General features: G+C 71.3%; 9 protein-coding genes. 3 read left to right on the forward strand and 6 right to left on the reverse strand.

The window, feature by feature from the left end; translation table 11 throughout:
• The 3 genes from AB0H12_RS42580 to AB0H12_RS42590 form a co-directional block, all read right to left on the reverse strand.
• Window positions 1-527, reverse strand: a 527-nt coding sequence (locus AB0H12_RS42580; RefSeq protein ID WP_499631634.1) for an endo-1,4-beta-xylanase, incomplete at its 3' end; no start/stop codon positions are given.
• A 656-nt stretch (window positions 528-1,183) separates the two neighbouring features.
• Complete coding sequence (locus AB0H12_RS42585) at window positions 1,184-2,959, reverse strand: ABC transporter permease subunit (RefSeq protein WP_499631637.1); 1,776 nt, start codon at window positions 2,957-2,959, stop codon at window positions 1,184-1,186.
• Between the two features lie 6 nt (window positions 2,960-2,965).
• Entirely contained in the window at window positions 2,966-4,483 is a 1,518-nt protein-coding gene (locus AB0H12_RS42590) for an ABC transporter substrate-binding protein (RefSeq protein ID WP_499631640.1), read from the reverse strand.
• A 206-nt stretch (window positions 4,484-4,689) separates the two neighbouring features.
• On the opposite strand from AB0H12_RS42590, the gene AB0H12_RS42595 reads away from it, so the two are divergent.
• Complete coding sequence (locus tag AB0H12_RS42595; RefSeq protein ID WP_499631643.1) at window positions 4,690-5,577, forward strand: expansin EXLX1 family cellulose-binding protein; 888 nt, start codon at window positions 4,690-4,692, stop codon at window positions 5,575-5,577.
• A 48-nt stretch (window positions 5,578-5,625) separates the two neighbouring features.
• Here the strand turns inward: AB0H12_RS42595 and AB0H12_RS42600 are convergent, their stop codons facing one another.
• Entirely contained in the window at window positions 5,626-5,886 is a 261-nt protein-coding gene (locus AB0H12_RS42600) for a hypothetical protein (protein ID WP_499631646.1), read from the reverse strand.
• A complete protein-coding gene (locus AB0H12_RS42605; protein WP_499631649.1) occupies window positions 5,883-6,695 on the reverse strand; it encodes a phytanoyl-CoA dioxygenase family protein in 813 nt (270 codons plus the stop codon). Before AB0H12_RS42605 ends, AB0H12_RS42600 begins: the two co-directional genes overlap by 4 nt.
• A gap of 70 nt (window positions 6,696-6,765) precedes the next feature.
• On the opposite strand from AB0H12_RS42605, the gene AB0H12_RS42610 reads away from it, so the two are divergent.
• Window positions 6,766-7,572 carry a helix-turn-helix domain-containing protein gene (locus AB0H12_RS42610; protein WP_499631652.1) on the forward strand — a complete coding sequence of 269 codons (807 nt, stop codon included), beginning with the start codon at window positions 6,766-6,768 and terminating at the stop codon, window positions 7,570-7,572.
• Window positions 7,573-7,596: 24 nt separating this feature from the next.
• Here AB0H12_RS42610 and AB0H12_RS42615 read toward each other — a convergent pair whose 3' ends face one another.
• Window positions 7,597-10,485 (reverse strand): glycosyl hydrolase family 95 catalytic domain-containing protein, encoded by a 2,889-nt coding sequence (locus AB0H12_RS42615; protein ID WP_499631655.1) that lies wholly within the window; start codon window positions 10,483-10,485, stop codon window positions 7,597-7,599.
• A gap of 452 nt (window positions 10,486-10,937) precedes the next feature.
• On the opposite strand from AB0H12_RS42615, the gene AB0H12_RS42620 reads away from it, so the two are divergent.
• Window positions 10,938-13,628: an RICIN domain-containing protein gene (locus tag AB0H12_RS42620; RefSeq protein ID WP_499631659.1), complete on the forward strand. Its 2,691-nt coding sequence runs from the start codon at window positions 10,938-10,940 to the stop codon at window positions 13,626-13,628.
• Window positions 13,629-13,676 lie beyond the last annotated feature (48 nt).

Genomic DNA, 13,676 nt, shown 5'->3' on the forward strand with positions numbered 1-13,676 from the left:
AGGTTGGAGTCGCGGCGTGCGCCGGAGCTGCCGTCCTGGAAGGCCTCGTTCACCACGTCCCAGGCGTAGATCTTGCCCCGGTAGTAGGAGGCGACTTTGGTGACGTGGTTGAGCATCGCGGATCGCAGGGCGCTGCCGGACATGTTCTGCATCCACCCCGGCTGTTGGGAGTGCCAGGCGAGGGTGTGGCCGCGGACCCGCTTGCCCTGGGAGCGGGCGAGGTTGACGATGCGGTCGGCGTTGCCGTAGGTGAACTGGTTCTGGTTGGGTTCGGTCGCGTCGATCTTCATCTCGTTCTCGGCGGTGACCATGTCGAACTCGCGCTGCAGGAGCCCGGAGTAGGTCGAGTCGCCGAGCCTGCCCGCGGCCACCGCAGTGCCGAAGTACCGGCCGGTCTGGGCGGCCGACGCGCCGAGTGTGGTCGCGGCCGACGCCGTTGGGGCGCTGAGGACCACCGCGCCACCGGTGGCGGCCACCAAGGCCATGATGAGGGAGGCTCGTGACACCGACGTCGCTGTCAGCTTCATGTGCGACACCTTCTGGGGACAGCCGCCGGGTGCCCCCGGGTAGTGGTGGACTGGCATGTCCAGGCCGTCCGCGCGGTGTTCGCGTTGGACAGCGGCGGATCCGCAATCGGCGAACCGCGGTGAACGGGGTTCGGCGTACTCCGAAACTCTAGGCGGGAGTTTCGACGGGCTGTCCCTGAATGGGCCTGGGTGCCTTGAGTGTTCCACCGACCATGGGAGCTCACAAGGGTTGTGCCGGTCCCGCTGTGTCCACTGACGACGCGCTTCGGGCTAAAAGTGCTAAAGCCCGGACTCCTCCGACGGCGGTCGTTCGCCGCCCGACGTCGTCGGCTGGTCGGGCTCGAACGCTCATCGAGGTGATGGTGAAGCACATGCTGCCGAACGCCGCGAAGGAGGTGGCGTTGCGCAGTAGCGCCCACCGGGAGGCTGGGCGGCAGCTCGGACGGCACGGGCGGTGCGCCGGTCCACCGTTCCCGGCGCGGGCGTCACGACGATCAGGTCCTGCTCGACGCGGCCGATCTCGTCGCGCAGGCGGGCGGTGGTGCCCGCCTCCGAGCCGGCGGGCGCCGTGACGTCGTCGTCGAACGCCGGTGGACGATGCCCAGTCCGGCGGCGATTGCGGGGTGATCGTGCGGGTGTGGGTGTGGCGTTCTCCGTCAACCCGTCGTGGGAGCTCGGGCTCCACGTCGTCCCAGCGCGGCGCCGGACATGGCGAGCACGGAGAGCAGCACGAGCGCCCCGGCCGAGCCGAGTACCGTCCAGGGCGCCAGTTCCAGGTACGGCTGGTTCTCCGCCAGGAGTCGGCCCCATTCGGGTGTGGGCGGTTGCTCGCCCAGGCCGAGGAACCCGAGCGAGGCCAGCACGAGGACCGTGGTGGGCAGCCTCAGGAGGGCGTTGCGCAGCACGGCGGGCAGCACGGCGGGCAGCAGGTGGCGGCGCAGCAGGTGCGTGGGGCCCGCCCCGCACGAGGTCGACGCCAGGATGTGGCCGCTCGCCCGTTCCTGTTCGAACAACGCGGCGGCCTGGGCGGCGTAGGGGGTCCAGCCGACCAGGCACACCGCGGCCGCGGCGCCCCACACCGACGGTCCGGCCACCGCGGTGGTCAGGAGTCCGATCAGGACGGCGGGCAGCGTCGACACGACCTCGGTCAGGCCGGCGGTCACCCGTCCCGCCACGCCGACCAGCAGTCCGGTGACCACGCAGACCGCCGTCACCGCGAGCGCCAGGCCGGCGGTCCGCAGCGCGCCGTGCCCGAGCCGGGCCAGCAGGTCGCGGCCGAGCGCGTCCGTGCCCAGAGGGTACGCGGCCGAGGGTGGCCGCAGCCGGGCCGCCGTGTCGACGTGCAGCGGATCGCGCAGCAACCCGGCGACGACGAGCGTGAGCAGGGCGAGCGCGCAGAGACCGGCCAGCCGGCGGGTGGATCGCGCCGGCCGGTCGACCGGTCGTCGCGGGGCGGCCGGCCCGCCGTCTCGCAGGGCGGGGCCGAGCAGGGCGTGGCGCAGGGCCTGGACGAGCAGGCCGGCGGTGACGCCGAGCAGGGCGAGGGCCAAGGTCGCGGTCTGCAGCGGCGGCAGGTCCTGGGCGATGGCGGCGTCCAGGGCGAGTCGGCCGAGCCCCGGGATGTTGAAGATCTTCTCCACCGCGACCGCGCCCCCGACGAGGGCGACGACGGTCGGCAGGAGTTGGGGCAGCACCCCGGCGATCGTGCCGCGCAGCGCCCGCAGGGCGATGCGGCCGGGCGGGAACCCGCAGGCGTGCCAGGTCCGCACCCACGGTTCGGTGAAGGTGGCGGGCAGGGACTGGTCGACCAGCCCGCCGATCACCGCCCCGGAGGGCACGCCGAGGGCGAGGGCGGGCAGCACCATCGACGCCGGTCCCGCCCAGCCGCTGGACGGGAACCAGCCCAGCCACACCCCGAACACGGTGGCGAGCAGCGCGGCGAGCAGGAACTTGGGCAGCGCGGCGAGGAAGGCGGCCCCGGTGCCCGGTCGTGCCGGTGGCGGCTCCTGCCGTGCCCCGAGGAGCAGGGTGCGCGCGCTGACCAGCGCGGCCACCGCCAGCGTGACCACGAGCGCGCCGAGCATCAGCGTGGTCGAGACCGCGAAGGCGCTCGTCACCTGCGGGAGGACCGGTTCACCCGACACCCAGGAGGTGCCCGCGTCGCCGCGCGGCAGTCCGCCCAACCAGTGCGCGAGGTGCGCGAACGGACCCTCGTCCAGGCCCAGTTGCTCCCGCACCGCGGCCAGTTGCGCGGGGGTGGGGTCCTGGTCGGCGGAGCGGGCCCGCAGGACCGTCAGCGCGGGGTCCGTCCCGGACAGCCAGGGCAGCAGCGTGACGGCTGTCAGCAGGGTGGTCCCGGCGGCGACGCGACTCGCGCCCGCCGCCCACCGGGACGGGCGGGCGTCGACGCCGGCGGACGTGGTGCTGGTCATCCGCCGCTACTTCAGCCGGGTGTCGAGGTCGATCAGGGAGCGCTCGCGGGGGTCGAGGCGCACGCCTTCGACGTGGTTGCCGATGCCCTGCACGACCTTCTCGTGGACCAGCGGCACGACGGCGTCGGCGCGCAGGACCTCCGCTTCCGCGAGCATGATCTTCTGCTGCCTCCGCGTCGTGTCGTCCTCCGCCGCGGCGGACGCGATGGCCTGGTCGATCGCGGAGTCCTCGACCTGGGCGATGTTGTAGACGCCGTTGCCGGCGAAGTCGCTCGCGAGGTACGCGACGGCGTCCCCGGTGTCGAGGAGCGTCACCCGGGAGAAGACCAGCGCGTCGTACCTGCCGGCGAGCAGGTCGGCCTCCATCTGCGTGTACTCGCGCACGTCCTGCCGCACCGCGAACCCGGCCTGCTCCAACTGCTGCTGCAGGACGGTCGCGATCTCGGGCAGTTCGGCGCGGTTGGTGTAGGTGGCCAGGCGCAGCGGCGCGCCCTGCGTCTTCGACTTGACCTGGTCGGTGGTCGCGGCGGGCACGCGGCCGGTCACCTCGACCCGGTTGTCGGCCGCCCAGGGCACAGCGGGCCCGAACAGGCCACGCGCGACGTCGGCGTACCCGCCGAAGACCGAGTCGACGAGCGCGGAACCGTCCACGGCCGCGCGGGCGGCCGCACGCAGCGACGCGTCGGCGAAGACACCGCCCGCGGTGTTGAGCACCAGGCTGTCGGTCCGCACGGAGGGCACTTCGTGCCGGGTGTCGGCGTCCAGCAGCTCCGCCTGGGAGGTGGGGATCCACTCGGCGATGTCGACTTCGCCCGCGCGCAGGCCGTTGGCGCGTGCGGTGCCGTCGGCGATCCAGGTCACGTCGATCCCGGGCGCCTTGGCCCGGCCGCCCCAGTAGTCGTCGAAGCGGTCCAAAGTGGCCTTGGTCTTCCCGGTGAGGTCGGTGATCCGGAAGGGGCCGGTGCCGGCGCCGATGGGGCTGACGGTGCCGTCCGCCGCGTAGGCCTTCGCCGCGAAGATGCCCAGTGCGGGGCTGGCGAGCCGGAGCGGGAGCACCGGGTCGGGAGTCTTCGTGCCGATCGTCACGGTGTCGGCGTCCTCGGCCCGCACGGTCAGCGTCACGTCGCTGAGCACGCGGGGCTTGGTCTTCGCGGCGCCGGCGTGGTCGAGCGCGGTGACCACGGACTCGGCGGTGACCTCGGTGCCGTCGTGGAACTTGGCCTTGCGCAGTTCGAAGACCCAGGTCGTGGTGTCCTTCCGGGTCCAGGACTTGGCGAGCGCGGGCGCGGCGGCGCCGTCCGCGCCCAGCGCCGTGAGCCCCTCGGCGACGGCGAGCTTGCTCAGGGCGGTCGCGTCGTTGCTGTACGGGGACAGGGCCTGCACCGGGGGCACCGCGAGGGCGACTCGCACCCGGCCGGTCGACCCGGCTTGCGCGCCCGGATCACCGGCGCCGGACACGAAACAGCCACCCAGCAGCGGGATGAGGGCGAGCGCGGCGACGACGCCGAGTGGGGTTGAGCGCATGGGGGAGTCCTGTCGTGCGGAGCGGGGTACGTCCTGACTCACCGAACGCGGTGAGAGCCACGACACCGTATAAGGTAAGCCTTACCAATACTTGCCCAGGTGATTGAAATCTCAACGATCACTGGCTTGCCTGCCTGGTCCACGTTCGGCGCCATCACGGCCGCCGTGCTCGGCGTCGGCCGTTGCTTCGTCGCGTAGGAGGTGCGGTGCCAAGGCGGTGGTTGGTGGTCTCGGTGGTGGCCGTGTCGTTGGTGGCCGCGGGTGTGGTCGTCGTCGTGCTCCAGGATCGGGCCGTCGCGGGTGACCCGGTCGCCGCCGTCGGAGTGGACGGCCGGCCCGGCGCCGGTGCGTCCTCGACCGCGCCGGGGGTGAGCGAGCCGGTGACCACCTCGCCGAGCGCGGCGATCGGCGAGGCCGACACCGTGCCGTCGCCCTCGGCGGCTGCCACGACACCGGTCGCCGCCGCGGGTGACGCGCCGCTGGCCGGGAGGATCAAACCGGGGATCGCCAACCCGGGCGTGGCGACGTTCTACGACTCCGACGGCGGTGGCGCCTGCTCGTACGACCCCGGCCCCGATCCGCTGACCGCCGCGATGAACTGGGCCGACTACGAGGACTCCAAGGCCTGCGGAGCCCACGTCCTGGTCCGGGCGTCCAACGGCGCGAGCCTGACGGTGCGGATCACCAACCTGTGCCCGCAGCCGTGCCGGGTCGGGCAGCTGGACCTGAGCGCGGAGGCGTTCGCCCGGCTGGCGGCGCCCGACCTGGGCGAGATCCCCATCACCTGGACCCTGGTGAGCCCCGAGCTGTCGAAGAGGATCTCCCTGCGCTACAAGACCGGGTCGAGCCCGCACTGGTGCGGCATCCAGGTCGTCGACCACCGGAACCCGGTGGCCCGGCTGGAGGTCCAGGCAGGCGGCCAGTGGAAGCAGTTGGCCCGCACCGACTACAACTACTTCCTCTCAGAGGACGGCGCGGGGTGCGGCGGCGCCGTCGCGGTCACCGACATCCACGGCGAGCGCCTGGTCGTGGATCCCCTGCCGATCAAGCCCGACGTCGTGCAGGCCACGCCCCTGCAGTTCGCCGCGCACTGAGCACCACCACTCTCGAACCGCGCGACGACGGGTGTCGACAGGGGAGGGTCACTCCAACTTCTCGAAGAAGAACTCGTGCTTGAGGAACGACGTGTCGTACTCGTGCCCCGGGTAGGGCGGGATGAGCTGGGAGGCCTGGAAGAGCCGCCAGCCGTCGCGCAGGGCGTCGGTCCCGGTCTCGTACGGCGGGTGGTCGCCGTCCCCGGTGGTGGGCGTGGTGCGGCCGGTGCCGTCGTAGGACGCCCAGCCGACGACCCGGTCGTCGAGCGACGACGTGGCCAGGTAGAGCACCAGAACTCGTTGCTTCACGCGGTCCTCCCCGGACGGTTGTGGACCCTGGTGGCCCAGTGCTCGATGTCGAAGGTGTCGTCGCCGGTCAGGGTCCGCCACAGCGCGATCCTGTTGTAGATCTCCAGTCGCCCGGTCGCGTGCTCGTACCAGGGGAAGGTGGTCGACAGCTCGGCCGCGACGGCGGGGTCGTCCAGGTCTGCGGTGTCCCAGAGCCGGACCTGGGGGACCGTCGGGTTGAACCTGATCTTGAACATGTACCGGCGCTGTGCGGAGTCGTTGCGCCTGCCGCCGTGCCAGATGCCGTGGTGCAGCAGCAGCACCGTGCCCGCCGGGCACGTCAGGCGGACCTGGCCGAGCAGGTTCTGGTAGCGCCCGGTGTCGGACTCGTTGGTGAGGCGCAGGTGGCTGCCCGGCACCAGGAGCGTGCCGCCCATGTCCGGTGTGACGTCGTGCGGGTAGTACATGAGCTGCACGTCGAACGCGTCGCGCCGGGTGTCGATGATCGCGTCGCCGTGCAGGGGTTGGGCGCTGCCCTCGTTCGGCTCGCGCACGTGCACGGCGAGGTGGTCGACGGCGGGGTCGGGTCCGACCAGGCTGCGCAACGCCCCGGCGACGAGCGGCAGGTCGACGAGGCGGCGGGTGAACGAGCCGTCCGGGAACGCCACGTCCAGGGGGATCCCGTACGGCACGCCCGGGACGCCGCGCTCCATGGCCTCGACCGCCACGGCGTTGAGGTCGTCCGGCACGACCGAGTCGAGTCGGAGGAACCCCTGTGCCGCGAAGCGCGCCATCCTCACCGAGGACAGCAGGTGGTTGGTGGTTTCCATGCATCAGACACTAGGTACAAGACGTTGCCGTGTAGTGGGTCGTGCTCACCATTAGTGGTAATTTTTCACCATGGATCACGTGACGGTCCGGCTGGACGCGCCGCCGGTCGTGGTCAACCTGGGCGTGGGTGTGCACGGCGTGGCGAGCCGTCGTGACGAGTTCCTGCTGCCCGAGCTGTGGCAGCTGCACCTCTACGGCTACACCGCCGAGCTGACCGTCGACGGCACGACGCACCCCATCCGACCGGGGCACGTGAGCCTGGTCCCGCCCGGTGCGCGGGTGTCGTACCGCTACCGAGGTCGGTCCGAGCACCTCTACGCGCACCTGCGCCTGCCCGGCAGGGGTTCGGCGCTGTCCGTGCCGGTGATGCAGCACGCGGGCGTGGACACACCGCTGCTCACCGGGCTGTTGCGGCACGCCATCGCGGTCGCGCCGACGGCGCCGGCCATGGCGGAGGCGGAGGTCTGGACGGTGTTGTGGCGGGTGGCCGACCTGGTGGCGGCCGGGAAGCCGCACGGCGCGGTGGCCGCGGCGGTCTCGCACGTCGAGGCGAACCTGGCCGGACCGCTCACCGTGCCCGACGTCGCCGCTGCCGCCGGCGTCTCGCACAACCACCTGACCAGGCTGTTCCACGCCGAGACCGGGCACACGGTGGTGGCCTACATCCGGCGGCGCAGGCTGGAGCGGGCGCGTCACCTCCTGCGTGAGTCGACGTTGCCCATCCCGGCGGTCGCGGCGGCGGTGGGGTTCGACGACCTCCAGGCGTTCAACAAGGCGTGCCGCCGTGAGCTCGGGGCCTCGCCGCGTGCGGTGCGGGCCGGAGCGGAGGGGCACGGCAGGAGCGCGCCGGTCACCGGGCGTCGAACCGGGGGGTGAGCCCGGCCCGGATCACCCGCGGCGTCAGGTGACGATCCGCCACTCCTGGTTGGCGCCGCCGGTGGCGGACCACTGGATGACGCGGGCTCCGTCGGCCGTCGAACCGCCCTCCACGTCCACGCACAGCCCGGTGCGGACGTTGACGACGCGGAAGTGGCCGCCACCCGCGTCGACGAGCCGCCACCACTGGTTGTCGCTGCCGGTGTCCCGCCACTGGTCGAGCTGCGCGCCCTGTCCCGACCCACCCGGGCTGTCGAGCAGCCGACCGCTGTGCCGGGCCGCGAGCCGGAACGAGCCGTCGGGGTTCGGGAGGAACTGCCACTGCTGGTTGGCGCTGCCGGTCGAGCTCCACTGGATGACCTTGGCGCCGTCGGCGGTGCTCGCCCCGGTGACGTCCAAGGCCTTGCCGCTGACCCGGTTGACCAACCGCCGCCACCCGCTCGGCAGGGACGTGCCCGGCAGGGACACGGTGATGTCCGTGCGCTGCCCGGAGGTCAACGTGACCTCGCGGGCGTGGCCGCCCAGCGGCGACGCGGCCACCGGCGCCGAAGTGGTCACCGACGCCATCCCCGGCCGGCTGATCAGCGTCACGTCCTGGTCGACGGCCGAGGTGATCGACAACGTGGCCGTGCGGGCGGCGAGGTCCCAGCCGAAGGTGTGGACGTGGATCCGGCCGCGGGCCCGCACGCCGGTGATCGTGCCCTTGGCCAGTTGCGCGGGCAGCGCGGGGAGGATCTCGAGCACCCCGGGGCGGGAGTAGACCAGCGCTTCGGCCAGCACGCCGGGGATCGCGTTGGCGGCGTCCGCGTTGTAGATGTCCAGGTCGGGGTTGTGCGAGGTCATCAGCGACGTGAAGACCATGTTGTTGCCGAGGATCTTGCGCAGGTTGTCGTAGACCTTGCCGCCGTCCTTGAGCCGCGCGCCCGCCAGGGCCCGGTGCAGGCTGCCGTGGGCGGAGATGTTCTGGTCGCCGCGCAGTTCCAACGCGCGCAGCGCCGGGCGGATCAGCTCGGGCTTCTCCTCGGGGTTGATCTCGTGCAGCGGCCACGCGCCGTAGAGGTGGTGGACGTGCCGGTGGTCGTACCGGTCGGTCAGGGTCGGCCACGACCACTCGGCGAGCGCGCCGTCGCCGTTGACCCGGTAGGCGGGGATCCTGGCCAGCAGCGCCGTCCAGCGCGCGACGCCCTGGCCGGGGCCCTGCTCGACACCGAGCGCGTCGGCCGCGGCGATCGCGGCCTGCAGGGCGTGCCTGCCCGCCATGACGTCGCCGGTCGCGTTGACCGACAGCAGGACGCCGGTGTTGCCGGGGCTGTTCTCCATCGAGAACGACGGCACGAACACGACCTTGCCGTTCGAGTCCGCCCGGGTCAGGAAATCCTCGTAGAACAGCGCCAGCTCCATCAGCGCGGGACCGAGCTCGTCGCGCAGGAACGCGTGGTCACCGGTGACCTCGTAGTACTCGATCAGCGGGTAGAGCAGCCAGTCGGCGCCGCCGGTCCAGGTCTGGCCGGGGAAGCCCGGGTCGAAGTGCAGCATGTGCCCGTACTCGCCGTCGGTGCGGGACGGTGCGAGGAAGCCGCGGGCTCCGTAGAGGTTGCGCGCGTTGGTGCGCCAGTGGCCGAGTTGGCCGAGGACCAGGTCGAAGTACCCCCGCATGGCCTCGGTGGTGTCGAGGATGTTGCCGCCGGCGACCTGGAGGTTGACGTTGGCGTCGGTGGTGAAGTCGTCGGCCCAGGCGCCGGACCACGTGCCGGTCCAGATGCCGGTCAGCCGCGGCGGCAGGATGCCGCTGGAGCTGATGAAGAAGTACCGGCCCGAGTCGTAGAGCCGTTCCAGCAACGCGAGGTCGATGACGCTCCTGTTGGCGTTCTGGCGGGCGATCAGCTCCGTCGTGGACAGCCGCCGGTCGGCGTCGGCCACGGTCAGGTCCAGTCGCGAGCGGTCGTACATCGCGGTGTGGATGGCCGTGTGCCGGGAGCGCAGCGCCGCGTAGTCGGGGCCGAGCGCCGCCAGTTGGGCGTGCAGCGGGCGGGAGTCCCACGCGGTCGAGGACTCGTACCGGTCCAGCTTGGTGAGCAGCAGCAGTCGGGTCGCGCCGGCCACCACGATGGCCGACCCGCTCGCGCTGACGGCGCCGCCGGCCGGGATGACCCGGGTGACGCCCTCGTAGCCGAACGCGCCCTGCCCGGCCGGGTACGTGCCGCGCAGGTTCAGGTAGCCCGAGCCGCCGCTGACCGTGGCCAGGGTGGTGTAGCGGAGGCTGGTGGGCAGCCCGTCCAGCGCGGTGTGGACGGTGAGCGTGGTGTCCACCGTCCGACCGGTCGCGGGCAGCAGTTCGTGGACGATCACGCGGTCGGCCCGGGAGGCGAACAGGCGGCGGGTCCAGGTGCCGTGGCCGTCGGTCCAGGTGGAGGTGACCTCCCCGGTGCGGAAGTCGGTGACGCGGGCGTAGTCGGCGACCGTCGTCGCGCCGGGGGTGGAGATCCGCAGTTCGTAGGCCGGGTGGTAGGTCTGCGTCCACCGCAGCGACCACCCGGCCGCGAAGTCCCGGTTCGCGCCGGCGTAGTCGCCGGCGAGGGCCTTGTCGCGCGCGGCTTCCAGCCGTCCGGCGGTCACCGGCGGGGTGAGGGAGCGGGTGCCGTTCGGCAGCACGAGCCGGTGGTAGTTGAAGATCACCTTCTCGGCGGCGGGCGCGCCGTGGAGCAGCGCGCCGTACTCGCCGTTCCCGGTGACGAAGCCGTCGGTCCAGGACGTCGCGTGCCGGGTGTCGTAGATGCCGCGCTCGGGCAACGTGACCTGAGGGGGCACGGCGGCGTCCGCCGGTGCGCCTGACAGGCCGCCCGGGAGGACGACAGCTCCGGTCGCCAACGTGGTGAGGGCGAGGAAGGCCCTCCGGTCCACTGGGCCGTCCATCACGCACGCTCCTTCGTCCGGTGACGGGCAGGGCGGGCGCCCGGCCGTCGGACGGACGGGCGCGCCACCCCTCGTGGCGTGTCGGCGGCATGTCCGCCTTCTCGAGCGGCGGACCGACATGGGATGGATTTATAGAACCGGAGGAGGGTGCCTGTCCAGAACGTGCGACCGAACGGCGCAAGGGGTCCGGGGTCTGCCTGGTCAAGCCGCTGATCCGGCATCCGGCCGCGAAGCTCCGCGTGGCGAAGCCCTTCCGAAGGGATGGGATGTCTTGCTAGCCTGCCGTTGCCCTGATCCTCAGCGCACGTGGTCGTCGCGGGTTTGCGGGCTCGGGTGGATCCCTCAGTCCACAGTGGACACCAGTCGTCGGCCGGTCGGGCCGGGATCGGCAGTGCGCATCGTGCGCGTGCGCGGCCGACAGGTCTGATCGGACCAAGCGAAAGGGCAAGAAGGTGACATCAGCCAAGACCGCCGCGAGATCGTTGGTAGCGATCGCGGTGTTCGTGTCCGCGGCGCTGTTCCCGACCTTCGCGGATCACTTCGAGGCCTCGGCCGCCACCCAGGCGACGTACTACGTCGCGCCTGACGGCAACGACGCCAACGCCGGGACGATCACGGCGCCGTTCAAGACGGTGCAGCGCGCGCGGGACGTCGTCCGCACGATGAGCGCGAACATGTCCGGCGACATCTACGTGTACCTCCGCGGTGGCAACTACCAGGTGAGCAACACCATCGAGTTCACGCCGGCCGACTCGGGCACGAACGGGTACCGGGTCGTGTACGCCGCGTACCAGAACGAGAAGCCCGTGCTCAGCGGTGGCGTCCAGGTGACCGGGTGGACGCAGCACGGCGGCAACATCTGGAAGGCCCCGCTCAACCGCGCCAACAAGCTGCGGTCGCTCTACGTCAACGACAAGCGCGCCGTGATGGCCACCAAGACGATCAACTCCCAGGGGTGCTACGGCACCTACAACGTCACCGCCGGGCAGGCCCCGTGGGCGTGGGAATCGGGCTCGCAGTGCGACGGCGCCAAGTACGGCATGGCCGACCTGCCCGCCATCTCCCGCAACCCCGACGACCTCGAGATCGAGACGGCGACCACCTGGCAGACCGCCATCGTGGGCGTCCGCCAGGTCACCACGAGCAGCGACGGCTCCGGCCGGGTCGCGCTGTTCCAGCAACCGGGCGGGGCCATCGCCCAGGGGGCGTTCAACGGCAACTTCCAGGTCGGCGGCAGCCACAAGCTCATGAACGCCTACGAGTTCCTGGACACGCCGGGCGAGTTCTACTTCGACCGGGCCGCCCAGACCGTCTACTACTACAAGGCCGCCGCCGACAACATGGCGACGGCGACGGTCTACGCGCCGAACAACGTGGCCACCCTGCTCCGGGTCGCCGGCACGTCGACGACCAACCACGCCCGCAACATCACCTTCTCCGGCATCACCGTGCAGCACTCCGACTGGAACCTGTTCACCGTGGCCGGTTCGGCGTTCAAGCAGTCCCAGCAGGGCAACCTGGGCAACACCGCGTACGTCAAGGGCAACTTCCACGTCTACTACTACCGCAACGTCGACACCGCGCCGGGCGCCATCCAGCTGGAGAACGCCGACGGCATCCAGTTGCTCCGCAACCGGGTGCAGCACACCGGTGTCGATGCCATCACCCTCGTCAACGACGTGCAGAACACGCAGTTGATCGGGAACTTCACCAACGACGTCGGTGGGTCCGCCATCAACGTGGGCCACCCGCAGCACGTCTACATCGGCGACCACACGTCGTCCAACCGCGAGAAGTACACCCCGCAGGTCGAAGGACTCCCGAAGAACATCGAGATCAAGAACAACTACCTGTACGACAGCGCGGTGCTGTTCAACGGGCACAGCCCGATCTCGGCGTTCTTCGTCGACACCCTGACCGTGCAGCGCAACCGGATCGAAAAGGCACCGTGGAACGGCATCACGATGGGCTGGGGCTGGTGGAACTTCGACGGCTCATCGGGCTCCATCGCACCCAACCGCCCCACGACCACCGCGCGGAACAACACCATCAGCCACAACCACATCATCGACACGGTCCAGCGCCTCAACGACACGGCTCCCATCTACACGCTGGGCAGCCAGCCGAACACCACGATCACCAACAACTACCTCCAGGGCGTCCCCTCCGGGCACAAGTACGGGCTTCACCCGGACGAGGGTTCGGCCTACATCACCTTCCGCGACAACGTCCTGAGCGTGGACAAGAACGTCACGTGGATGGTCAACTCCGACGACTTCGGCCGCAAGCACGACCTGAGCATCACCCAGACCTACGGGCCGATCAACAAGGTCTCCAACAAGAACCTGCCGAACAGCACCATCCAGGACATCATCGTGTCGTCGGACTACGTGTGGCCCGCGCCGGCGCACAGCATCGCCGTGAGCTCCGGCCTGGAGGACGCGTACCGGGACATCATCCCGCCGAGCCTCCTCTCCCTGCCGGATTACGTCCTGCCGGACAGCACGTACGTGGGCGCCGGCACGGCCTCGATCCCGATCCGCAGCGCCGGCGACCAGGCGAAGACCGTCTGGCTGGCGCCGCCGGGCACGACCACCTTCGCCGTCGGCCCGACGATGACCAGGGCGAGCGGCACCGCGACGACCATCGACGTGCCGGCCACGTCCGGTGACTACCGGCTCTACGTCGTGGACGCGCAGGGCACCCGGTCGGCGGAGTCGAAGTCGCTCGCCCGACGGCAGGGCGGCGGTCAGCAGGGCGTGACGATCGTCGGCGCCCAGTCCGGTCGGTGCCTCGACATCCCCGGCACGACCACGACCAACGGCACCCAGGCCCAGCTGTGGGACTGCCACGGCGGCGCCAACCAGCGCTTCACCCACACCGCGGGCAAGCAGCTGCAGGTGTCCGGGACGAAGTGCCTGGACGCCAACAACCAGGGCACCGCCAACGGCACCACCGTGGTGATCTGGGACTGCAACGGGCAGACCAACCAGCAGTGGAACGTCAACGCCAACGGCACCATCACCGGGGTGCAGTCCGGGCTGTGCCTGGACGCCAACGGCGCCGCCACCGCGAACGGCACCAAGATCATTCTCTGGTCCTGCGGCAGTGGCGCCAACCAGCAGTGGAGCCTGCGCGCCTGACCCGGCCCCGGCTGCCCGGCCCGTCCGGGCACGTCGGCCGATCACGAG

It is taken from the genome of Actinosynnema sp. NPDC023794 (assembly GCF_040639675.1).
GTDB lineage: Bacteria > Actinomycetota > Actinomycetes > Mycobacteriales > Pseudonocardiaceae > Actinosynnema > Actinosynnema luteola.

Excerpts from the sequence above, each read along its gene's own strand:
- AB0H12_RS42615 (WP_499631655.1), bottom strand. The coding sequence starts at position 10,485 with ATGGACGGCCCAGTGGACCGGAGGGCCTTCCTCGCCCTCACCACGTTG.
- AB0H12_RS42590 (WP_499631640.1), bottom strand. The coding sequence starts at position 4,483 with ATGCGCTCAACCCCACTCGGCGTCGTCGCCGCGCTCGCCCTCATCCCG.
- AB0H12_RS42610 (WP_499631652.1), top strand. The coding sequence starts at position 6,766 with ATGGATCACGTGACGGTCCGGCTGGACGCGCCGCCGGTCGTGGTCAAC.
- AB0H12_RS42585 (WP_499631637.1), bottom strand. The coding sequence starts at position 2,959 with ATGACCAGCACCACGTCCGCCGGCGTCGACGCCCGCCCGTCCCGGTGG.
- AB0H12_RS42605 (WP_499631649.1), bottom strand. The coding sequence starts at position 6,695 with ATGGAAACCACCAACCACCTGCTGTCCTCGGTGAGGATGGCGCGCTTC.